We start from the raw sequence: 20,757 nt of genomic DNA on the forward strand, positions 1-20,757 counted from the left end.
GCCTCGTTAGTGCTTGGCGGCCTTGGCCGCTAGGAGGGGATCGACCTTGATGCCGGGTCCCATGGTGCTGCTCAGCGTCACGCTTCGCAGGTAGCGGCCCTTCGCAGACGCGGGCTTGGCCTTGATCAGCGCGTCGAGCGCGGCCGCGAAGTTCTCCGCAATCTGCTCCTCGGTAAAGGAGACCTTGCCGATTCCCAGGTGGACGACGCCCGCTTTGTCGGCGCGGTACTCGAGGCGCGTGGCTCCCTTGATCTCGGCGACGGCGCTGCCCACGTTGTTCGTCACGGTCCCGTTGCGCTTGTTGGGCGTTCGGGGGCCGAGCATGCGGCCGATCTTGCCGATCTGGGGCGCCATCTCCTCCGTCGCGAGGATCACGTCGAAGTCGCGGAATCCGTTCTGGATCTTCGTGATCAGATCCTCGTCCCCGACGACGTCGGCTCCGGCCTCTTCGGCCTCCTTCTGGTGGTCGCCCTTGGCGAGCACGGCCACACGCTTGGTCTTGCCCGTGCCGTGCGGAAGGCTCGTGATGCCGCGCACGTTCTGGTCGCCCTTCTTCGGGTCGATGCCGAGGCGAACCGCCAGGTCGACGCTTTCGGGGAACTTGGCGTTCGCGCTCTCTTTGAGCAGCTTGATCGCGGCCTCGACGTCGTGGAGGGCGTCTCGATCGACTTTTTCGGCGATGGCCACGTAGCGTGGCGAGTGGGGTTTCTTCTTGACGTTCTGTCTCAACGGTTTCTCCTGTGGTGCAGGCGGCTCGGCACGGGGCCTTGCCTCCCACGAGATGGGCTCTCGACCGGTTTCGGCGAGAGCGACGACGAGCTAGGCCTCTTCTTCTGCCGGGGCAGCGGCCTTCTTCTTGGCGGGCGCCTTTTTGGCCGCGGGCTTCTTCGCCGCAGCAGGCTTCTTTTCCGCCGGTACCTTTTCGGCGGCTTCGGCCTTGGGCTTGGGCGCGGCCTTCTTCTTGGCGGCCGGCTTTTCAGGGGCCGGCGCGGGGGCCGCCTTCTCCTTGCCCTCGTACTTGGCGCGGAGGTCCTTCAGGATCTCCTTGACGCGCTTTTCCTTGCGGTGGCGCCGCTGGCGGATCTCTTTGTTCTTGATTCGCATAAACTTCTGGTCCTTGGGTGCGCGGCATCGGCCGCAGGAGGCCGTATTCCGAGCCCGTAAAGGATACCCCGCCTCAGCGGGGGGCCCCGCGCAAGGCCGCGAGATCTTCGGCGGTGGGGACCGCGACCCCCACGTGCTGCACGACCCGCGCCGCCGCCTGGGCTGCGAGTTCGAAGACTTCGGCCCGGAAGCCGACGGCCGCCCACCCGAGCGCCACGGCCGCGATGACGGTGTCGCCCGCTCCCGCGGTGTCGTACACCTCGACGCGCGGCGCGCGGACGCGCAACGTCTCGCCACCGACTGCGAGGAGCCCGCTTTCGCCCAGGGTCACCAGCAGCACGTCCACGCCGAGCCGTGCGCGCAGCGCCCGCCCCGCCTCTTCGGCGTCGGCGTCTTCGAGCGGTTTCCACAGATCGAGGGCGCCGGTGACCTCGGCGCGGTTCAAGCTCACCAGGGTCGCTCCCGCGTACTGCGCCAGCGACCGGGGTTTTGGGTTCACGATCACGGGAACGCCGGTCGCCCGGGCCGTCCGCACCGCGTGCTCGGCGACCGACGGCGTGAGCGCTCCCTTCAGGTAGTCGCTCAGCACCAGTACGTCCGCCTCGGGAAGGTGGGCGTCCACCTCGGATCTCAGCCGCGCTTCGATCGCCGCCGAGACCGGAGCGTCGTCCTCGTGGTCGATGCGCAGCACCTGGTGCGAGTGGTCGGCCACGACGCGCGTCTTGCGCGTCGTGGTTCTTGTTCCGTCCCTCACGATCCCGCGGGCCTCGATGCCCTCCGACTCCAGCTCGCTGGCCAGACGGTCGGCCGGCTCGTCGTCCCCCGCCACCCCGAGGATGGAGGCGCGGCCGCCCAGCGCGACGATGTTCCGCGCGACGTTGGCCGCGCCGCCCGGAACGTGGGCGGTGCGCTCCTGGCGCACGACCATCACCGGCGCTTCCGGACTGATGCGCGTGGCCGAGCCGAAGAGATACTCGTCGAGCATGAGGTCGCCGAGCACGACGGCCCGGATGCCAACCAGGCGCCCGAGGAGTCCGGCGCTCACGCCGTGGGTTCCCCCGCCGGCACGGGCTTTCGCGCGCGCACCAGCACGGCGATGCCAAGGACTACCAAGACCAGGGCGGCGACGTGGCCCTCGGTGAGCGGACTGCGGCCGATCGTCGTCGACGTGGTGCCCGCCCGCCAGAACTCGTACACAAAGCGCGCGAGGCCGTGCACCACCAGAAAGACGCCGAAGCTGCGGCCGCGGACGAGACCCCGGCGCTCGACCAGGAGGAGCACGGCCAGGCCAGCAAGGTTCATGAACGAATCGTAGATCTGGGCGGGATGGTAGAGGCCGGGCAGCCCCTCGATCGAGATCGCCCAGGGGAGGTCGCACACGCCGCCGTAGCAGCATCCGTTCAACAGACACCCCACGCGGCCGATCGCGTGGCCGACGAGCATGGGGCCGCCGGCGAGGTCGAGGAACGCGAGGACCGGCTTCTTGCGGCGCCAGCAGCCCACCACGATCGCCAGAAACCCGAAGATCAGTCCGCCAAAGCTGGTGAGTCCCTCGAACTGGAGGCTCAGGAGCTTCTCCGGGTGCTGGCTGTAGAACGGAATCTCCTGGACGATGAACGCGATGCGCGCGCCGAGCACGCCCGCGATGAGTGCCCAGAAAGCGATGTCCGACACCTCGTCCGGTTCGAATCCGAACCGCCGCGCGCGGGACCGCGCGAACCAGAGCGCCGTCACGAAGGCGACGAGCATCAGCAGTCCAAAGCTGTGGACTTTGAAGCCAAAGATCTCGAAAAGGACGGGGTGCATGGGGGAGTTCGGGGCGATTCTACCTACGCCGAGGGCGCCCTGGGACGTTCTCAAAGGGTGAGGTGCCCGGGGGCGGGGTGCCCGACAAGGGTAAAAGGGTCGCATGATCGACGCGTCGCTCCAGGCCGAGGTGCTGAACCAGGCGCTCCCGTACATCCAGCAGTTCCGCGGCCAGACGTTCGTGATCAAGTACGGGGGCAACGCGATGCGCGACCCGGCCGTGCTGCACGGCGTGATCCGCAACGTGCTGCTGCTGCAGCTCGTGGGGATCCGCGCCGTGCTGATCCACGGGGGCGGCCCCGAAATCGATCGTTGGCTCGAGCGTCTGGGGATCGCGAAGCGCGTTGAAAACGGTCTGCGCGTCACCGACGCCGACACGATGGCCGTGGTGGAGATGGCGCTCGCCCGCACGAACAAGCAACTGGTCGCCGAGGTGCAGAAGGCGGGCGGGCTCGCGATCGGGCTCTCCGGCCGGGACGGGGGGCTGTTGACCGCCGAACCCATCTCCGAGTCCCTGGGGCGCGTCGGCGAGGTGATCGGGGTGGACACGCGCGCGATCGAGATGGCGTTGGACGCAGGCTTCGTCCCGATCGTGTGCTCGGTCGCCTCGGACACCCAGGGCGAGAGCCTCAACGTCAACGCGGACAGCGCGGCGGCGGCGCTGGCGGGCGCGATCCACGCGGGAAAGCTGATTCTGCTGACCGAAACCGACGGGGTGCTCGCGGCGCGCCAAGATCCGACCAGTCTCATCAGTCGGCTGACCCCCGAGCGCGCCCGCGCGATGATCGCGGACGGCAGCGCGGACGCGGGGATGATCCCCAAGCTCGAGGCGGCCCTTCACGCGTTGGACGAGGGCGTCCCCCGCGTGCACTTCCTCAACGGCGGGCGGCCCAACTCGTTGCTGATCGAGGTGTTCACGGACGAGGGGATCGGCACGATGATGGAGCGCGACCGACGCTAGCGGTTGCCCCGCGGGCTGTACTTGCGCAGCATGGCGTTGCCCCGCTCCTTCGCGGTTTCCGCAAGCTCCGGCTTTCCCGCGGCTTCGTAGAGCCGCACGATCTCCGACCACGCCCTGGCCAGATGGAACGGCCGGGCTATGAGGAAGGCCTGCCCGGGCTCGGATCGGCGGTCCACGCGGACCCGGAGGTGCTGGGTGATGGCGTCCTCGAGGAGCTGAGCCAGCTCCGCATCGAATCCGTGGCCCTTGGCGGGCGGAACGATCTCGTAAAGGACCGCAAGGAGGATGGGCGCGGCCTGCTCGTCGGGCGTGTCGAACACGGAGCGAGCGGCTGCGATCGCCTCGGGAATGTGGCCGAGATGCGCTTCCGCCGAGGCTAGGCGCAAGCGGTCGTTGACTCGGCGGTCTTCCGATGCGGGGTGCTGGATCGCCACAAGCAGGGCGGCGCGCGCCAGCGGCCAGTTCTTCGCGGCGAGAAACACCTCCGCGTACTCCCAAGCCTTGTCCACGGGGATGTGGTCGAGATCGATCGTGCCGATCGTGTCTTCGGCGTACTGCTGGATCCGCTTCAACCCCTCCTGCTCGGTGATCTCCCCCTTTTCCACCCGCACCATCGTGGCGTCGGAGGCGGTTTTGAGGTTTCGGCGGAGCACCTCGGGCTGCAGGATGCCGACCTGCGTGGGATCGTTGGGGTCCGGCGGAGTGTCCACCTGGCACCCCGCGGCGACGACGAGGCAGAGCGCCGCGAGCCAGCGCAAGTTCAGCCCACCATCTGGAGGCGGCCGCCGTCGAAATGGGCGTCGCGGTAGATCTCGCTGCCGCAGAACGTGAGGAGCGCCTTGCCCTTGAACGGCATGCCGTTGAACGCCGTGTTCTTGCCCTTGCTGAACGTCTTGGCGACGTCGAAAGTCCACTCCAGCTCGGGGTCGATCACCGTGACCTGGGCGACCGGCGTCTCTCCGGGCTTGAGGGAGCCGCCGTCGAGTCGAAGGATCTTCGCGGGCGCCGTGCTGAGCTTCCGAACGGTCTCGAGCGGCGAGAGGATGCCGTTGTGGGTGAGGTGCGTAAGGGTCGCGGCGAGCACGCTTTCGAAGCCGACCATGCCGAAGGGCGCGTCGTCGAACGGCGCATGGACCTCGTGGCTTGCGTGGGGCGAGTGGTCGCTCGCGATGCAGTCGATGGTGCCGTCGGCGATCGCCTGGAGGATGATGTCCACGTCCACCTGCGTGCGCAGGGGCGGCTGCATCTTGAAGTGGCTGTCGAATTCGGCGACGTCCTCTTCGGTGAAGATGAAATGCTGGGGAACGACCTCGCAGGTGACCGGGGCGCCGAGATACTTCGCCTGCCGAATCATCTCGACGGAACTCCACGTGCTTACCCGCATGATGTGCAGCTCGCATCCCGTGTTCAGCGACAGGAGGCAGTTGCGCATCACGGCGATGTCCTCCGCCGTGCGCGGGACGCCCTTGAGGCCGAGCATCGCGCTCATGGCGCCCTCGTTCATGCTGCCGTGCCGCGCGAGGTTGGCGTCTTCGCAGTGGGCGAGGACCGGCAGGTCGAGCTGGACGCAGAACTCCATCGCCTTGGTCATGACCAGAGCGTCTTGGATCGGGAAGCCCTCATCGCTCGCCGCGACGATGCCCGCACTCTTCAGGGCGGCCAGGTCGGCCAGCTCCTCGCCCCGCATCCCCTTGGTCAGCGCGCCCACGGGCGCCACGAAAACGCCGCCGGCCTCGGGCGAGGCCGCTCGATCGAGCAGGAAGTCGATCAACGCCGGATTGTCGAGAGGCGGGTTCGTGTTGGGCATGCAGCACACGGTCGTGAACCCTCCGGCCGCCGCGGACTGCGTTCCGGTCACGATGGTTTCCTTGTGCTCGCCGCCCGGTTCGCGCAGGTGGCAGTGGGGATCGACCAGTCCGGGTGTGATCCAGTAGCCCGTGCAGTCGAAGAGGTCGTCGACGTCGGTCTCGTCCACGGTCTCCCCGTACTCGACGATCTGATCGTCCTCGATGACGAGGCTGCCGACGAAATCGAGGTCCTGCGAGGGGTCGAGGATTCGACCGTTCTTGAGGAGAATCTTCATACGTTCGCCTTCGTTTTGGGTGCCGGCCGCCGTTTGGGCCTGGCTTTGGGTTTGGCGGGCGCCTTGGGCTTGGGCGGCTCCTCGGTGAACACCCAGTGAAGGGCCGCCATGCGCACGAAGATGCCGTTGCCGATCTGGTCGGTGATCGCCGAGCGGTCGAAATCGGCCGCCGTGTCGTCGACCTCAACGCCGCGGTTGAGCGGTCCGGGGTGCATGACCAGGCAGTCGTCCTTGGCGAACCGGAGCGTATCGCGGTTGATCTGGTACAGCTTGGCGTACTCGCCGCTCGAGCTCACCAGTCCCTCGGACATACGTTCGCGCTGAAGCCGCAGGCAGATGATCACGTCGGCGTCGGCGACCCCGTTCTCAAGGTCGTAGTAGACGCTGCCCGGCAGCATCGACGTGTGACTGGGCATCAACGTGCGCGGTCCGACGAACCGAACCGAGGCGCCCATCTTGTGGAGGAGCCAGGCGTTCGATCGGGCGACCCGCGAGTGTTCCACGTCGCCGACGATCGCGACGGTGAGCCCCTTCAGGGAGCCTTTCCTTTCGAGGATCGTGAGCGCGTCGCCCAGCGCCTGGGTCGGATGTTCGTGCTGGCCGTCGCCGGCGTTCAGCACCGGGGCGCCGAAATAGCGCGCGGCGAGGATGGGGGTTCCGCTCGAGCGGTGGCGGATCACCAAGGCGTTGAGCCGTTCGTAGCGGAGCGTGAGGATCGTGTCCTTGAACGTCTCCCCTTTTCCCATCGAACTGCCGGCGGCGCCGAAGTTCGCGGTCTTCAGCCCGAGGTAGTGGGCGGCCTGTTCGAACGAAACGCGGGTCCGGGTCGATCCCTCGAAGAAGAGCATGCCCACCACGTACTGGCCGAGCTGGGGGAGTTTCTTCCCGGCAACGACGGCGCGTTTGAACTCGGCGCCCCGCTCCAGCAGCGTTTCAATGTCCGATTTCTCAAGATGTCGGATGGCAAGCAGGTTGCGGCCCATCAGTCGACTCCCTCCCCGTCAGCGTGGTTCAACACTACCGCATCCTCCCCGTCGTACTCGTGCACCTTGACGATGATGTGGTCGTCCCGCCGGGTGGCCACGCTGCGGCCACAGTAGTCGGGTTGGATCGGCAGCTCGCGGTGGCCCCGATCGACGAGCACGGCCATCTGCACGCTGCTGGGCCGGCCGAACCGCATCAAGGCGTCGAGCGCGGCCCTGGCCGTGCGGCCCGTGTAGATCACTTCGTCCACCAAGATCACGCGCTTGCCGTTGACCTCGAACGGAATCTCGGTCTCGTCGTTCTCCGCCGCCGGGCGATCGTCCCGAAACGCCCCGACGTCGAGCTTCCCGCACGGCACGGTCGTTCCCTCGATCTGGGTCATCACGAAGGCCAGGCGCTTGGCCACGGGCCATCCGCGGCGCATCACGCCCACCACGACGAGCCCCTCGGCGCCGCCGTTGGCCTCAAGGATCTCATGAGCCATGCGGCCGAGCGTGCGGCGCATATCCCCGGCGTCGAGCAGCACGGTCCCCATCGCGCCCATTATGGCCGTTCGCGCCGAAAAAGAGGGTGGGGGCGGGGACCCTTTCGCGACGCGGCTTCGAAGAAACCCGGCAACGTTCGCAAGGGCGGCCGCCCGCACGGCTGGAATCAGCCCTGGAGGGGATGGCGGGGCCCATGGGGACGCCATGTTCCCTGAAAACCTCGCGTCTCTCCTCAAGTTCGCGTCGTTGGGTGCCGACAAATCTACTAGCACTCCGACCGCCGGGAGATATGACGCATGTACGAACCCTATTGGGGCCTATCCGAACCACCCTTCAGCCTCACGCCCGATCCTCGATTCCTCTATATGAGCCGCGGGCATGAGGACTCGTTGATGATGCTGCATTACGCCATCACCCGCAACAAGGGCGCCGCGATGCTCGCGGGAGCGATCGGCCTGGGGAAGACCACGGTCAGCCGCAAGCTCCTGGAGCTGATCGATCCGGTCCAGAACCGCGTCGTGTTGATCGTCAACCCGATCCTGACTCCGATCCAGATCCTTCGCGAGATTCTGAGCCAGCTCGATGTCGAGTCCCAGTCCCGCAACCGGCAGGTGCTGGTGCAGGAGCTGCACAAGACGCTTCTGGGCTGCTACGAGCGCGGGCAGCGCGTGGTCGTGATTATCGACGAGGCGCACCTGATCCGCTCCGGAAACACGCTCGAGGAGCTTCGGCTTCTGCTGAACTGCCAGATGAACGACCAGTTCCTGATCAGCCTCGTGCTGCTGGGTCAGCCCGAGCTGCGGGGGAAGATCCAGCGCGTCCCGGCGCTCGAGCAGCGCCTGGCGGTCCGGCACACGCTGCACCCGCTCGACGTGAACGAGACGGGGGAGATGATCCTGCACCGCCTGCGGGTCGCCGGCTACACGGGCGAGCTCACGCCGTTCACCCCCGACGCCCTCTACGAGATTTTCAAACATTCGAAAGGCACGCCCCGCGTGATCAGCCACCTCGCGGACAACGCGCTCCTGGTGGGGATGGCCCAGAAGGTCAAACAGATCGATGGGTTCCTGATGAACAGCGTTGCGCTGGAATACACGGGAGTTGAAGCCGCATGAACTTGGCAGACGCGATCCGACGAGCCGCCACCGTGGCGGGAAACAAACCTATGGAACAACCCGAGATCTTCGCCGCTGCGCCGACCATCGAACCCGATTGGGAGCCGCAGGTCTTCGAACCGCCGACCGACTCGGAACACGCCGCCGCGGAGCCGCAGAGCCCCGAGGTCGAAGCCATCGAGGTGGGAGCGTCGATCCCGGCCCAAGCCCCTGCGGGCGGAATGGTCCGGGTCGAAGTGTTCCTGCCGTCCGATCAGCTCACGGGCTTCTTCCGAGCGGTCGCGGCCACGCAACATCCGATCCTCACGCTGCGCGAGGCTTCCAGCTTCCTGCGCGTGTCGGCCACGACCCTTGAGGATCTTGCCGGCAAGGGAAAGGTCCCCGCATTCAAGGTGGATGGCCGCTGGCGCTTCGCCAAGACGAGCCTGGAAGAGTGGATCGCCGAGCGCCATCGCGAAGCGAAGGAGAGTCGAAATGTCGCTTAAGCTGTTTGGCAAGAAGAGTGTTCTGGGGCTGGATATCGGCCACCACACCATCAACGGCGTGTTGATCGACCGGACCGCGGACGGCTGGCGCGTGTCACGTTTCGGAAGCGTTCCCACGCCCCCCGAAACCGTGCGCGAGGGCGTCGTGATCGACGACCAGGCCGTGGGCGCCGCGATCCGGCAACTCATGAAGGAGCACCAACTGAACGCGACCGGGGCGAACATCGCCGTGTCGGGAGCTTCGGTGGTCGTGCGCACCGTGCGCATCCCCCGCATGCCCGAAGCGACCCTGCGCAAGTCGATCAAGTACGAAGCCAGCCGCTACGTGCCGAGCTCGGTCGAGGAGAGCCACATCGAGTTCGAGATCGTCGGCATGGCCGACGAGAACCAGATGGACGTCATGGTCGTCGCGGCTCCCCGCGACGTCGTGGCCAGCCGGATCAAGGCGTGCGCGGCCGCGGATCTCGAGGTGGAGGTCGTGGACATCGAGTCGTTCGCCACGTACCGCTCGATCGTCGAGGCCGACCCGAACAAGACGTGGCGCGAGGACACGATCGCCCTCGTCGACATCGGTTCCTCCACCACGAGCATGAGCGTGGTGAGCCACGGGATGTTCTGCATGACGCGGTCGATCCCGCACGGGGGCCAGACCCTGACCGAGGCGCTGAAGAGCTACTTCAAGCTGTCCGATCCGGACGCCGAGACGGGCAAGTCCCAGCTCGACGTGTCGGAGCTGACGGTCGAGGGGCAGCCGTCCGAGAATCCGCCCCTGCGGGTGCTCCAACCCCACCTCGACGATCTCGTTCGCGAGGTCCGGCGATCGCTCAACTACTACCAGTCGCAGCAGACCGAGACGGGTGTGGCCGCTCCGGTGACGTCGCTGGTGGTGACCGGTGGAGGCGCCAAGCTTCACGGCCTGGCGAAGTACATCGGACACAAGCTGCAGCTCGAGACGGTCTCCGCAGGCGTTTTCGAGAACCCGCGCTTCGTTGCGGCGGGCGTTTCCGACGGGAACGGACTCGACTTGACGGTCGCGACGGGGCTCGCGATGAGGGCCCACCAGAAAGCCGCGTAAGCGCGGAGGAATCACGATGCCACTGATTAATCTCATCCAAGAGGAGAAGCTCGCCGAAAAGCGCGTAGAGCGCCAGACTCGGCTGTACTTCTTCGGGTTCGTGGGGTCCGCCATCGCTTCGGCGGGCGCCTTCGGATTTCTCCTGTTCCTCACGGAGTCGCTGCGCGGCGAAGAAGGACGGCTGAAGGCGCAAGCCCAGAAGGTCGCTCCGCTGCTCAAGCAGATCGAGGAGAACCAACGAGCGTATTCGGAGTACGCACCCCGGCTCAAGACGCTGCAGGACGCCCAGGCGATGACCAGCCGGTGGGACCGCATTCTCTCCCACCTGACGGTCAACACGCCGGTCGACACGTGGCTCACCGGCATGCGGTGCGTGCAAACCGATCCCACCAAACCGGTGGAAATCGACTTCGTCGGGCTCAGCGTGGCTCAGGAGCGCGTGGGCGAATACATGCTCCGACTCCAGAACTGCGCGGATCTCGAAAGCGTGAACCTCAAGTTCACGCAGGAGAAGGTCACCCAGGACGGCCACGGCATCGAGTTCGATATCGGCTCTCAGATCGCCGGGACCGCCAAAGAGAAGAAGGTCGCCGAAGAAGGCAAGGAGGGGCAATCCGCATGAAGGCCAAGCCGAATCCCAGACTCTATATGGGGCTCGCTGTGCTCACGTTGGTCGGTGGCAGCGCCGCCTCGTACTACCAGTACTCGGCGTTTACCGACCAGAACGACGTCGTGGAGAAGCTTCGGGTCGACACCCGTCCCGAGGACAAGATCCAAGTGGAGGTCGAGCAGTCCAACCAGAAGTTGGAAGCATGCCTCGACCAGCTGCGCCATCTCGAGCAGGGCGTTCCCCAGTTCGCGTACGTGCCGACGATGTTGAACGAGCTCGAGCAGCTCGGGAACAGCACGGGCATCGAAGTGCTCGGCGTGCGTCCGGTCGCTGTTCAGAAGTCCCCCAAGGACGAGAAGGCGAAGAAGGAGAAGAGCCCCTACCAGGAGCTCGAGATCGAGGTCAAGGGTCGCGGCGAGTACGCCAACGTCCTGCGCTTCGTCAGCGCGCTCCAAGCGTTCCCCAAGATCGTCGAGGCGCGCACCGTGGCGCTGACCCCGAAGAACGAAGTGGGGCGCGTGGGTGCCCCGCGGCTTGAGGTCGAGGTTCACCTGCGGGCGTTCGTCTTCCCGCCGCCGCGCAACCCGATCGAGGCCGCATCCCAGGCAACGCCCCCGGCTGTTGCGGATGAAGCCGCCAAGGAGGTGCCGACCGATGGACGATAAGAAGAAGGTGATCGTCGTGGTCGTGCTCGCCGTGATCATTCTCGCCGTCGGCACGTTTCAGCTGACTTCGGGATCGTCGGCCCCGGCCGAGCCCCCGAAGGAAGCGAAGAAGTCCGACGCGACGAAGGTCTCGCCGATCGACGAGGGTCCGAAGAACGCGGAAGTCGCAACGCCGCTGGCGATGCGCGACCCGTTCGAGCCGGCGGAGATCGCCTCCACCCTCGCGGACCCGGCTCCCACGCCTCCGTCGACGCCGGAGCCCAAGCGGCCGACGGGTGTTTCGAATCCGATCGACCTGACGGGCATCGGGCAGCTCCCCAACGCGGACATCGGCATCCAACCGGTGGAGCCGCCGGCTCCGAAGGACGTGTTCGCCTACTCGCTCGCCGGCATCGTGATCGGCGACCGGCCCGCAGCCCTGTTCGCGGACGGCGCCGGCAACCAGAAACTCGTTCGCGAAGGCGGCGCCATCGATGGCGACGCACGACTTGTCTCCATCTCGCACGGCAAGGTCACCGTGTCCTACAAGGGCGAGAAGATTTCGATTACGTTAGGAGGAAACTCAAGTGGTAACTAGAGGAAAAGGCATCATTCTCGGTGCCGTGTTCGCGCTCGCCGTGGCCACCGCGGCCGCGCAGGGCACGTTGGCGGGTGTCGAGACCCAACCCGTCGGCGAGGGCATCGAGGTCCAGATCCTCGGTGACAACCTCGCGAAACCGAAAGAGATCCGGGTCAACGGCAACAAATCGTACATTCTCGAGTTCGATGCGAAACTGCTGGGCCGCGCCCAGCGGAAGAACATCGGGCAAGGCGGATTGAGCTACTGGAGCTGCGTGTGGTACTCGGCGCGGCCCCCGAAAGTGCGCGTCCTGCTGCAGATCGGCGCGGATGACACGCCCGCCTTGGAGCAGAACGAAAAGGGCTGGATCGTCCACCTGAACGTGCCGTCGGGCACGGGGGGCGCGATCCCCATGGGTGCGACCGTGCCGCCGATCCGTCGGGATTCGGGCGCGGCCAAGCCCCCGGCGGACGCCATTCCGCCCGACGCGGTCGTCCCTCCGATCCAGTCGGTGTCGGACCTCGTCTCGTCGCTCGTGCATCCCGCCGGGAAGACGCAGCCCAAGGTTGAGACGACGCCTCCTTCCAAGGATGCGATCCCGCCCGATGCGGTCGTGCCTCCTTTGCGGTCGGCTGACGAGGTTCTTTCCGCGCTGAACGGCCAAGACTCGAAGGCCGTCTCGACGACCAAGGCCATGGTGAGAGCCCAGACGACAACGCCTCCCGCCAAGGTCCCCACGACCAACGCGGCCATCGATCTGGCGCTGAACGGCGTGGATCCGACGGTCAAGGCCGCGGTCAACCTCGCGGCGAACCCCAAGGCTCCCGCACGCCCCAAGACCAGCACGGTCAGCCTCGACTTCGTCAATGCCGAGGTCGTTCAGATCCTCAAGGCCCTGGCCCTCCAGGCCAACGTCAACATCGTCACCGCGCCCGAGGTCAAAGGCGCGCTGACCGTCACCCTCGATCGGGTCAGCGTCGAAGAGGCGCTCGACTTCGTCACCACGATGACCGGCCTTCGCTACGGCCGCGTGGGCAACACCTACATGGTCACCTCGGCGGGCAAGTACGCCGAAGCGATGCGCACGCTCACCAAGCGCGGCGACGAGGCCTACGAGACGCGCGTCGTGCCGATCTACAGCGGCGCGGGCACACAGATCAAAGCGTCGATCCTCCGCTCGATTCCGAGCGAGACGACCGAGGGCACGTTCGAAATCGTGCTTCCCTCGGAGGAGACCAAGGTCGAGAAGAAGGCCACCGTCGGCGAAGCGCAGGGCGCAGGCGCCGAGCAGCAGGCCGGCAAGGGCAACAGCACGACCGTGGAGAGCAAGACCACGACCGATGCCGTCGACGCGTACGTCGTGCTCATCGGCAGCGGCACGCGCTTGACCCAGGTTCAGAGCCTGGTCACTCGGCTCGACACGCAACTGTGCCAGGCGATGGGGATCAACATCCCCAACTCCAGCTCGATGGCCCGCGCCACGTACCAGGTCCGCGGCGGCTCGGCGACCGACCTCATGAAGGCGGTGGCGGGCGAGAAGAACAAGGTCGGCAACGTCGAGATCTCGGCGACTCCCTCCTCGAGTTCGAGCGGACAGACGATCGTGCTCTATGGCCGCGAGAACGAGGTGACGCACGTGATGCAGACCCTCGCGCAGCTCGACAGCAGCGACGAGACCGTGGCGGAGTTCGTGAACTACGACGTGAAGTACGTCGATCCGCGAAGCCTTCGCGAGAGCCTCATCGCCGCGGTGCCGGGTCTCCGGGCCACCGTGGCCCCGGCCCCCGCGGGCAATCCGCGGGTCTACCAGGCAGGCGCCGCGAAGAACCAGGGGACCGAGACCGTCAATCAGAGCGGCGGGTCCAACGGAGCCGCCGCAGGTGGCAACGCGGCCGAGGTCAGCGTTAAGGGCGACAGCTCGGTGAACGCGGCCGAGGGCCTGGGCCAGCCCTTCTCGGACTACGAGAAGGTCACGCAACCCATGCGCCTGATCCTCAGCGGAACGCCGGAGATGCTCGACCGGGCGAAGGACTACCTCACGGTCGTCGACGTCGCCCCGCGCCAGATCGCTCTGGAGCTGCGGGTGATGGAGATGAGCAAAGAGGACGCCCTCAAGCTCGGCATCGACTGGAGCCTGATGACCGGCGGGACCGTCAAGTCCTTCCGCATCAACCAGGGTCTGGGCGGCACGCCGTCCACCCCGGGTGTGAGCAGCGGCTCGCTCGGCTTCGCGGGCGGCGGATCGGCCGACGTCACGGCGATGCTCGACCAGATCTCGGACAAGAACAACCTCATCGCGCGGCCGAACCTGCTCGCGATCGACGGGCGTGAGAGCGAGATCTTCGTCGGCGACGTGGTTCGCTACGTCGAGAGCATCGTGACGAGCCAGAACGGCACGACGGTCACCACGGGCGAAGTGCCCGTCGGCGTCCGCCTGGCCGTGTTCCCGCGCGTCGGCGGTTCGGACAGCATCACGCTGGACCTGCGTCCGGTCGTGAGCAGCCTGACGAGCTTCACGCCGGTGCCCGGCGGTGGCAACCTGCCGCAGACGAGCGTGCGCATCGCGCAGAGCACCGTGAACATCAAGAGCGGCGAGACGATCGCCCTCGGCGGCCTCATCCACGATGAGGACCGACGCATCGTATCGGGCATCCCGATCCTGAAGGACCTTCCCATCGTGGGCATGCTGTTCCGACGGTCGGACACCCGCAAGGTGCGCACCGAGGTGGTGATGTTCCTCACCGCGCGCATCGTCAACGAGAACAACCGCGGCGGCGCTGCCGATCCGCGCAACTCGGAGAAGACGAACCCCGACGAGCGCCGCAGCGGCGGCTAGCGTGGGGCGAAGGGCCCCGGCTCGCATGCGAGCCGGGGCCCTTCTTGGTTTGTGGTTTGTGGTTTGTGGTTTGTGGTTGCCGGAACCCCCTCGCCCTCCCCCTTCCGAGGGGGAGGCAGTGAGCGTAGCGAACTGGGTGGGGGCTCCCGGGGGTCTGGGGGAGAGCGGGCAGGGGGGTGAGGGGCTGGTGCGGTTTGTCGTTTCGTTTGTCGCGAGTTCAGTGCCAACGGCTAGATGGCAACACTGGGCCTGAGTCTGCGCCAGGCGGCCTCTGCCACGAGACGCAGGGCGAGCATCAACAAGTGGATTCCGGCTCCCAGTGCGAAAGTGAGCGCTGCGACCTGGAGGGCCGTGGGCAAGTACCCCACGAGTTGAGGCCCGAATCGGTCCGCTAGCGTCGGCAGGGCCTCGGGGAATTCGGTGGACCAGGATTCGGCCGCTTGGGTAGATACCTGGGTCGAGATCAGCATCAACTTGCCGCGTGTCCGCCACTGCTCCTTCGCTTCCTCGAGGTCCTGGATTCGAACGGTGGGAAGGTCCGAGGATTTCATCGCCAGTGGGTCTGGTGCATTCGGTTCGGAAGGAACTAGATAGCCCGAGGAAGTTGTCAGGGAGGCCAACGCCCTCGGATCGCCCCTGCCGTAGGCTCGCTCCATTTGTTCAAGCTTCGACAACCACGAGGTACCGTTGGCGATCACGTTTCGTTGACGCTCCAGGGCCGACGCCGCTGTCGGCGCGAAGAGGAGCCCCATGCCGTCCTTTTCGCCCAGGTCGATCGTTGCAGACGCGAGGAAAACCCAGGTTGTCAGGCCCGCCGCAAGAGAGGCTGCGCCCATTTCGCGCCACGCAAACCTCCGAGTCCTCCATGCAATGATTGCGAAGACAAGAAGGTACGGGGGCACAAACCATGAGAACTCGAACGGCACGTGGTATCCGTTGGCAACCATCCCCGCGACCAACACCATGGGGGCTATGAAGGTCAGGGCGGCCAAGGCGCGGGAGCGCCGGGGGCCACAGGCTCTGAGCATCTGGATACTCAGCGTCCTCGGGTCGCCGAACTCCCTCACAGCAGCCTCCGCATCCCCTCTGTGCGCCGCCCTCAGGTCTTCCAGGTGGTTGGCCGCCTCGTCGAGAAGTTCCTGGCGGGCTTTGGGCTCCAGCCGGGAGAGCCGTTGGCGTAACTCCTCCAAGGCTTGTTCGATGGGATCAGCCACAAGGCACCTCCTTGACGCCGAGCAGGGCGATCACGGAGGCGGAGAACTCGGCCCACTCCAGGCGTCGCTTGCCAAGCTCCTTCTTGCCCTCGGGAGTCACGGAGTACACCTTCCGGTTCGGCCGCCCTTCCTGCTCAAGCCATTCGGAAGCCACCCATCCGCGCTCCTCAAGTGCGTGTAGGATTGGATACAGTTGGCCGTCCCCAACCTTCAGCGCCTTGGAGCCTGCAGCTCGAATGGTCTTGGCAATGTCGTACCCATGCTTCGCCCCGCCCCCGAGCGCCGCCAGCACCAACGATTCGAGATCAGGCTTGAATCTCATAAATTGATTGTATCACAGTTTGTTATATATCAAACCACAAACCACAAACCACAAACCAGAAAGCTACCGCCGCCCAAACCCCTGGCCGAGCAGCCACTCCTTGAGGACCTCGCGGCCGGTGAGGTGGTGGTCGTCCACCCGCCTTCCCGAGCGCATGCGCCAGGTCACGTCGCCTTTCATCTGTTGCGATTCGTAGAACGCGCGCATCCGTGCGTCGTACTCCGCGGGGTCGGGCTGGCCGTAGGTCTCTCGGAACCAGACGTCCTCTTGGCGCAGCCGCGGCTTGATCGCGGCGGTCGACTCCTCGGCGGGCCAGCCGAGGCAGAGGCCGAAGGCGCCAAACGTGCCTTCGGGGAGGTTGAGGAGGGTGCGCACGCCCTCCGGGTCGTTGCGCAGGGCGCCGATGTAGCAGATTCCCAGTCCGAGCGACTCCGCGGCGCACACCATGCGCTCGGCCGCCAGCGACGCGTCCACGAGTGCCATCGCGAAGAACTCGGTGTAGTCGAGGCCCGTGGGCTGCTGGCCCACCGCGAGGGCCGCCCCGCGCAACCGGTGGTGGTCCACGAGGAACGCGAAGAACCACGGGGCCGTGTGCACCTGCTTCTGGTCCGCGCACAGCCGGGCGATCGCGGCCCGGCGCTCGGGCTCTTGGATGGAAATCAGCGACCAGAGCTGGAGGTTGCTGCTCGTCGCCGCGCTCTGCGCCGCGCCGACGAGTCCCCGCACCACCGATTCGGGCACGTCCCGCGCCGCGTACTCCCGCACGCTGCGGTGCCGAACAAACGGGGCGAGCGCCTCGTCCGCCTCCGGAGGCTCGGACCCGAAGCGAAGGCGCCACGCGTGATCGAAGGACTCGTCGAACATTTTCTTATTGTGGTGGGAACGGGGTGCCGATGAAGACTCCAGTGCATCGTCAGCATTCGATGTTCGGGTGGAGGAGGGAAGCGAGCGCCTGTGGGAGTGCGCGAGCTTGCTCGTCGCCTTGCCTTCGAGCGGCTTGCCGCGAGTCCATTGCGGAACCGGCGACAAGTCGCCGGCGCGAAGGGCGACGAGCAAGCTCGCGCACTCCCAAGGGACCGAGCCGTGTACCCCAATTGTGAAGTTTGGCGATGGACTAGAGGAACTCGGCGATGAGGTTCTCCAGCATCTCCTGCCGGCCCGAAACGGGTACCGGGTTGCCGTGCTCCCTCACGTACGCCTCGCAATCCTCAAGCGACGCGTTGCCGTCCATCACCCCCTCGCCGAACGCCCCGTTCCAGCGCGCGTAGCGCTCCTCCACAAACCGCGCGAGGCGGCCATCCTCGCGGATCGCGTGGGCGGCCTCGAGTCCCGCGGCGAACGCGTCCATCGCCCCGATGTGCGCGTAGAACAGGTCCATCGGATCGCTCGATGCGCGCCGGACCTTGGCGTCGAAGTTGAGCCCGCCCGTGGTGAACCCGCCCATCTCCAAGATCTCGAACATCACGTAGGTGGCCAGGGCCACGTCGGTCGGGAACTGGTCGGTATCCCACCCGAGCAGCGTGTCGCCGACGTTCGCGTCGGTGGAGGCCAGCGAGCCCGCGAGCCGGGCCACGCGCAGCTCGTGCTGGATCGTGTGGCCGGCGAGGGTGGCGTGATTGGTCTCCACGTTGAGCTTGAAACGTCCGAACAGGCCGAACTCCCTCAGGAAGTTGAGGCACGCTTCGACATCGGAGTCGTACTGGTGCTTGGTCGGCTCCATCGGTTTGGGTTCGATCATCAACGTGCCTCGGAACCCGATGGCTTTGGCGTGGTCGGCGGCCATCTCGAGGAAGCGGGCGAGCTGCTCGCGCTCGCGCTTGAGATCGGTGTTGAGCAGGGTGTCGTAGCCCTCGCGGCCGCCCCAAAACACGTAGCCTTGGCCGCCGAGGCGGTGCGTGGCCTCCATCGCGTGCTTGACCTGGGCCGCCGCATAAGCGAATACGTGCGGGTCGGGGCTGGTGGCCGCGCCGTTCTGGTAGCGCGGATGGCTGAACAGATTGGCCGTTCCCCAAAGAAGGGCGATGCCCGTCTCATGCTGCTTCCTTTCGGCCGCCTTGGTCAGGGCGTCCAGGTTGGCGCAGCCCTCGTCGAAGGTCGAACCCTCGGGCGCGAGATCGTAGTCGTGGAAGCACCAGAGCCCGACGCCCAGCTTCTCGAAGAACTCGAAGGCCGCGTCGAGCGTGTCCATCGCCCGCCGCATGGGATCGGACGAGGCGTTCCAAGGGCGCACCATCGTCGGCGCGCCGAACGGGTCCTGCCCCAGCCCCTTGAACGTGTGCCAGTAGCAGACGGCGAAGCGAAGGTGCTCCGCCAGCGTGCGCCCGCCGACGATCCGGGTCGCGTCGTAGCGCTTGAACGCTAGGGGGTTCCTGCTGTCAGGCCCCTCGAAGGGCACGCGGTCGACCAGTTCGGGAAAGAAAGGCATGCCCGCATTTTAGCGGTGTCCACCCCGACAAACGACCAACGATCAACAACAAACGACTCCTAGCGGCAGCCGCAGCCGCACGTGCATCCGCAGTTCGTGTGCTTGGAGGAGCCGAGGACGATCACGGAACTTTGCTGCACGCGGCTCTGGAACCGGATGTTGCCGCCCGCCCGCTCCACGCGCACCAACACCCATGGGCTGGTGATCATCGTAGCCGCGGCCATCCCCTTGGGGGGCTGGCTCTCCACGAATCGGACGACGAGGTCGTTCGGCGTGGGACGGTCGATGCCTTCGACGTACACCTGGTAGCCGGCGGTGGGGCGATTGCCCAGATGGATCGCGATCAGAAGCTCCTTGCCCCATTCGATTCCCCGCGGCGCACTGGCCGCCGAACCCGTGTGTTGCCGCCAATAGGTCTGGAACTCCGCCTCGTTGTTAAGAACCTGCTGGCGCGGCGTCGTGATGGCGCTGAGGACGCCCGAATCGAAGGTCCGGTACCTCACCCCCGTCTGGAAACCGTAGCCCAACTGCGCCGCCACGGTCGCGACGAGAATCGCCGCCGCGGCGCCAAAGAAGCCCTTCAAGAACGCATTCATGTTTACTTGGACGTGCTGTCCGGGCCTTGGTGTCCACAAGAGTGCCCCAGGAGCCTGGGAGCACGCCCGCCCAGCGGGCCCCTCTCATGCGCCCGGGTGCCACGCCCGCTGGACGGGCGTGCTTTCCGGTGCCGAGCCAACCCCCGCATAATAGAGCGTGCGCCGCAGCGACTCTTCCACCGCGCCCGCCCGGGTGCGCACAACGCTCCCCTACATCGAGGGCGTGCGGGGCGCGGCCGCGCTTTACGTGGTGCTGGGGCACCTGTGCAACATGGTCGATCCGCGCATCGTGATGCACCAGCGCACCGATACCCCCCAGTGGATCCAGACCTTCATGGCGCCGTTCTGGTACGGCCACCTCGCCGTCGCCTCGTTCATCGTCGTGTCGGGGTTCTGCCTGCAGATGTCGCTGTTCGACCGGGGCGACGGGTCGTTGCGCAGCGTGTGGCGGTTCTTCGGTCGGCGGGCCAAGCGGATTCTTCCCGCCTACTACGGGTGCCTGGCGCTCTCGCTGGTGGTCGCCAATACGGTCACGAAGAGTCAGGCGGGCATGCCGTTCCAGCAGTACCTTCCCGTGACCCGCGAGAACACGCTCGCCCACGTCTTCCTCGTCCACAACTGGCGTCCCGAGTGGATGTACAAGATCAACGGCGTGCTGTGGAGTATCGCTACCGAGGCGCACCTCTACGTGCTGTTCCCGCTCCTCGTGCTGCTGCTGATGGGATTGGGTCGATGGGGCCTCCTCGTGGCCGCCCTGGGCGTTGCGGGGTGGCAGATCGGGTGGCACCCGGAGTGGATGAAGCTCTATGTGTGGTACCTGCCGCTGTTCGCGTTCGGAATGGTGGGCGCGCACTTCGCGTTTCGCCCAAACCTTCGCCGAGGGGTCCGTCCCCGAACCGCAGGTTGGCTGGGTGTCCTGTGCGCCGTCGGAGTGCTGGTGGCGCTGCAGTCGACGAAGGAGCTGTGGCCTCGGGACCTGCTGATGGGCGCGGCCATTGCCTGCTGGCTCTACACGGGAACCGTGGCGCCCCGCTCCCTCCCTGCCCGTGTGTTCGGTTGGGGGCCGCTGGCGTTGGTCGGGATCTTCTCGTACAGCCTCTACCTCATGCACCACCCGATCGTCCAGATCCTGCACGTGTACCGCCCGGCGTGGGCAGTGGGCCCCGCGCGCGAACTCGCCTACCTCTTTGCGCTGGGTCTGCCGATCGTGCTGGTCGGGTGCGCGGCGTTCTTCTGGGTGTTCGAACGCCCCTTCCTCACTCGGCGCGCCAAGGCGGTTCGCGACCCGGAACGGGCCCCAGGCGCGCTGGTAAAGACTCCGTATCCGCTGGCCGAGCCCATCGGGGCGAAGGGCGAAGTCACGTTGCGGTGACCTTGCGGTTCGTGGTTCGTGGTTTGTGGTTTGTGGTTTGAGGCACCCCTCGCCCCTCCG

Annotated in this window: 22 protein-coding genes; 9 read left to right on the plus strand and 13 right to left on the minus strand. The window is 66.4% G+C overall.

What is annotated here, in order from left to right:
* Window positions 1-6 precede the first annotated feature (6 nt).
* The 4 genes from rplA to lgt all read right to left on the minus strand — a co-directional run bounded on the left by rplA (window position 7) and on the right by lgt (window position 2,910).
* Window positions 7-687, minus strand: coding sequence for a 50S ribosomal protein L1 (rplA, locus tag M9921_06075; GenBank protein MCO5296407.1), 681 nt, complete (start codon window positions 685-687; stop codon window positions 7-9).
* A gap of 132 nt (window positions 688-819) precedes the next feature.
* Complete coding sequence (locus M9921_06080) at window positions 820-1,104, minus strand: hypothetical protein (GenBank protein ID MCO5296408.1); 285 nt, start codon at window positions 1,102-1,104, stop codon at window positions 820-822.
* 73 nt (window positions 1,105-1,177) lie between these two features.
* The gene (locus M9921_06085) at window positions 1,178-2,149 is read right to left on the minus strand and encodes a PfkB family carbohydrate kinase (GenBank protein MCO5296409.1); all 972 of its coding nucleotides are present in this window, start codon (window positions 2,147-2,149) and stop codon (window positions 1,178-1,180) included.
* The gene (gene lgt / locus M9921_06090) at window positions 2,146-2,910 is read right to left on the minus strand and encodes a prolipoprotein diacylglyceryl transferase (GenBank protein ID MCO5296410.1); all 765 of its coding nucleotides are present in this window, start codon (window positions 2,908-2,910) and stop codon (window positions 2,146-2,148) included. The genes M9921_06085 and lgt overlap by 4 nt, the downstream gene beginning before the upstream one ends.
* Before the next feature lie 103 nt (window positions 2,911-3,013).
* Here lgt and argB point away from each other — a divergent pair, with 103 nt between their 5' ends.
* A complete protein-coding gene (gene argB / locus M9921_06095) occupies window positions 3,014-3,871 on the plus strand; it encodes an acetylglutamate kinase (protein MCO5296411.1) in 858 nt (285 codons plus the stop codon).
* Here the strand turns inward: argB and M9921_06100 are convergent.
* The 4 genes from M9921_06100 to pyrR are packed head-to-tail and all read right to left on the minus strand — an operon-like array spanning window position 3,868 to window position 7,473.
* Window positions 3,868-4,629, minus strand: a complete 762-nt coding sequence (locus M9921_06100) for a hypothetical protein (GenBank protein MCO5296412.1) — start codon at window positions 4,627-4,629, stop codon at window positions 3,868-3,870. The two genes, argB and M9921_06100, sit on opposite strands and share 4 nt — an antisense overlap.
* A 2-nt stretch (window positions 4,630-4,631) precedes the next feature.
* Window positions 4,632-5,954 carry a dihydroorotase gene (locus M9921_06105; GenBank protein ID MCO5296413.1) on the minus strand — a complete coding sequence of 441 codons (1,323 nt, stop codon included), beginning with the start codon at window positions 5,952-5,954 and terminating at the stop codon, window positions 4,632-4,634.
* The gene (locus tag M9921_06110) at window positions 5,951-6,937 is read right to left on the minus strand and encodes an aspartate carbamoyltransferase catalytic subunit (GenBank protein ID MCO5296414.1); all 987 of its coding nucleotides are present in this window, start codon (window positions 6,935-6,937) and stop codon (window positions 5,951-5,953) included. Before M9921_06110 ends, M9921_06105 begins: the two co-directional genes overlap by 4 nt.
* Window positions 6,937-7,473 carry a bifunctional pyr operon transcriptional regulator/uracil phosphoribosyltransferase PyrR gene (gene pyrR / locus M9921_06115; protein ID MCO5296415.1) on the minus strand — a complete coding sequence of 179 codons (537 nt, stop codon included), beginning with the start codon at window positions 7,471-7,473 and terminating at the stop codon, window positions 6,937-6,939. Before pyrR ends, M9921_06110 begins: the two co-directional genes overlap by 1 nt.
* A 246-nt stretch (window positions 7,474-7,719) precedes the next feature.
* Between pyrR and M9921_06120 the strand changes: the two genes are divergently transcribed.
* From M9921_06120 to M9921_06150, 7 genes are read left to right on the plus strand one after another with little or no spacing between them, the layout of a single operon-like run.
* Complete coding sequence (locus M9921_06120; GenBank protein ID MCO5296416.1) at window positions 7,720-8,538, plus strand: AAA family ATPase; 819 nt, start codon at window positions 7,720-7,722, stop codon at window positions 8,536-8,538.
* Window positions 8,535-9,023, plus strand: coding sequence for a helix-turn-helix domain-containing protein (locus tag M9921_06125; GenBank protein MCO5296417.1), 489 nt, complete (start codon window positions 8,535-8,537; stop codon window positions 9,021-9,023). Before M9921_06120 ends, M9921_06125 begins: the two co-directional genes overlap by 4 nt.
* On the plus strand, window positions 9,013-10,098 hold the full coding sequence (gene pilM / locus M9921_06130) for a type IV pilus assembly protein PilM (protein MCO5296418.1): 1,086 nt from the start codon (window positions 9,013-9,015) through the stop codon (window positions 10,096-10,098). The genes M9921_06125 and pilM overlap by 11 nt, the downstream gene beginning before the upstream one ends.
* Before the next feature lie 16 nt (window positions 10,099-10,114).
* The gene (locus M9921_06135) at window positions 10,115-10,720 is read left to right on the plus strand and encodes a PilN domain-containing protein (GenBank protein ID MCO5296419.1); all 606 of its coding nucleotides are present in this window, start codon (window positions 10,115-10,117) and stop codon (window positions 10,718-10,720) included.
* The gene (locus M9921_06140) at window positions 10,717-11,373 is read left to right on the plus strand and encodes a type 4a pilus biogenesis protein PilO (GenBank protein ID MCO5296420.1); all 657 of its coding nucleotides are present in this window, start codon (window positions 10,717-10,719) and stop codon (window positions 11,371-11,373) included. The genes M9921_06135 and M9921_06140 overlap by 4 nt, the downstream gene beginning before the upstream one ends.
* Entirely contained in the window at window positions 11,363-11,950 is a 588-nt protein-coding gene (locus M9921_06145; protein ID MCO5296421.1) for a hypothetical protein, read from the plus strand. The genes M9921_06140 and M9921_06145 overlap by 11 nt, the downstream gene beginning before the upstream one ends.
* Window positions 11,940-14,768 carry a hypothetical protein gene (locus tag M9921_06150; protein ID MCO5296422.1) on the plus strand — a complete coding sequence of 943 codons (2,829 nt, stop codon included), beginning with the start codon at window positions 11,940-11,942 and terminating at the stop codon, window positions 14,766-14,768. Before M9921_06145 ends, M9921_06150 begins: the two co-directional genes overlap by 11 nt.
* A gap of 230 nt (window positions 14,769-14,998) precedes the next feature.
* Here M9921_06150 and M9921_06155 read toward each other — a convergent pair whose 3' ends face one another.
* From M9921_06155 to M9921_06175, 5 genes are all read right to left on the minus strand, one after another.
* Window positions 14,999-15,982 carry a hypothetical protein gene (locus M9921_06155; GenBank protein MCO5296423.1) on the minus strand — a complete coding sequence of 328 codons (984 nt, stop codon included), beginning with the start codon at window positions 15,980-15,982 and terminating at the stop codon, window positions 14,999-15,001.
* The gene (locus M9921_06160) at window positions 15,975-16,304 is read right to left on the minus strand and encodes a PadR family transcriptional regulator (protein MCO5296424.1); all 330 of its coding nucleotides are present in this window, start codon (window positions 16,302-16,304) and stop codon (window positions 15,975-15,977) included. Before M9921_06160 ends, M9921_06155 begins: the two co-directional genes overlap by 8 nt.
* Window positions 16,305-16,367: 63 nt before the next feature.
* The gene (locus M9921_06165) at window positions 16,368-17,168 is read right to left on the minus strand and encodes a nitroreductase family protein (protein ID MCO5296425.1); all 801 of its coding nucleotides are present in this window, start codon (window positions 17,166-17,168) and stop codon (window positions 16,368-16,370) included.
* A 250-nt stretch (window positions 17,169-17,418) separates the two neighbouring features.
* Window positions 17,419-18,729: a xylose isomerase gene (gene xylA / locus M9921_06170; GenBank protein MCO5296426.1), complete on the minus strand. Its 1,311-nt coding sequence runs from the start codon at window positions 18,727-18,729 to the stop codon at window positions 17,419-17,421.
* A 59-nt stretch (window positions 18,730-18,788) separates the two neighbouring features.
* Window positions 18,789-19,325 (minus strand): protease complex subunit PrcB family protein, encoded by a 537-nt coding sequence (locus tag M9921_06175; GenBank protein MCO5296427.1) that lies wholly within the window; start codon window positions 19,323-19,325, stop codon window positions 18,789-18,791.
* 157 nt (window positions 19,326-19,482) lie between these two features.
* Between M9921_06175 and M9921_06180 the strand changes: the two genes are divergently transcribed.
* Complete coding sequence (locus M9921_06180) at window positions 19,483-20,697, plus strand: acyltransferase (protein MCO5296428.1); 1,215 nt, start codon at window positions 19,483-19,485, stop codon at window positions 20,695-20,697.
* The last annotated feature ends 60 nt before the right edge of the window (window positions 20,698-20,757 follow it).

The sequence above is a fragment of the Fimbriimonadaceae bacterium genome, assembly GCA_023957775.1.
Taxonomy (GTDB): domain Bacteria; phylum Armatimonadota; class Fimbriimonadia; order Fimbriimonadales; family Fimbriimonadaceae; genus JAMLGR01.

Bases quoted from the DNA above. Each gene is read 5' to 3' on its own strand.
- M9921_06145 (MCO5296421.1), top strand. From the start codon at position 11,363: ATGGACGATAAGAAGAAGGTGATCGTCGTGGTCGTGCTCGCCGTGATC.
- M9921_06110 (MCO5296414.1), bottom strand. From the start codon at position 6,937: ATGGGCCGCAACCTGCTTGCCATCCGACATCTTGAGAAATCGGACATT.
- M9921_06120 (MCO5296416.1), top strand. From the start codon at position 7,720: ATGTACGAACCCTATTGGGGCCTATCCGAACCACCCTTCAGCCTCACG.
- M9921_06105 (MCO5296413.1), bottom strand. From the start codon at position 5,954: ATGAAGATTCTCCTCAAGAACGGTCGAATCCTCGACCCCTCGCAGGAC.
- xylA (MCO5296426.1), bottom strand. From the start codon at position 18,729: ATGCCTTTCTTTCCCGAACTGGTCGACCGCGTGCCCTTCGAGGGGCCT.
- M9921_06140 (MCO5296420.1), top strand. From the start codon at position 10,717: ATGAAGGCCAAGCCGAATCCCAGACTCTATATGGGGCTCGCTGTGCTC.
- argB (MCO5296411.1), top strand. From the start codon at position 3,014: ATGATCGACGCGTCGCTCCAGGCCGAGGTGCTGAACCAGGCGCTCCCG.
- M9921_06175 (MCO5296427.1), bottom strand. From the start codon at position 19,325: ATGAATGCGTTCTTGAAGGGCTTCTTTGGCGCCGCGGCGGCGATTCTC.
- M9921_06080 (MCO5296408.1), bottom strand. From the start codon at position 1,104: ATGCGAATCAAGAACAAAGAGATCCGCCAGCGGCGCCACCGCAAGGAA.
- pilM (MCO5296418.1), top strand. From the start codon at position 9,013: ATGTCGCTTAAGCTGTTTGGCAAGAAGAGTGTTCTGGGGCTGGATATC.
- lgt (MCO5296410.1), bottom strand. From the start codon at position 2,910: ATGCACCCCGTCCTTTTCGAGATCTTTGGCTTCAAAGTCCACAGCTTT.
- M9921_06165 (MCO5296425.1), bottom strand. From the start codon at position 17,168: ATGTTCGACGAGTCCTTCGATCACGCGTGGCGCCTTCGCTTCGGGTCC.
- pyrR (MCO5296415.1), bottom strand. From the start codon at position 7,473: ATGGGGACCGTGCTGCTCGACGCCGGGGATATGCGCCGCACGCTCGGC.
- M9921_06160 (MCO5296424.1), bottom strand. From the start codon at position 16,304: ATGAGATTCAAGCCTGATCTCGAATCGTTGGTGCTGGCGGCGCTCGGG.
- M9921_06125 (MCO5296417.1), top strand. From the start codon at position 8,535: ATGAACTTGGCAGACGCGATCCGACGAGCCGCCACCGTGGCGGGAAAC.
- M9921_06135 (MCO5296419.1), top strand. From the start codon at position 10,115: ATGCCACTGATTAATCTCATCCAAGAGGAGAAGCTCGCCGAAAAGCGC.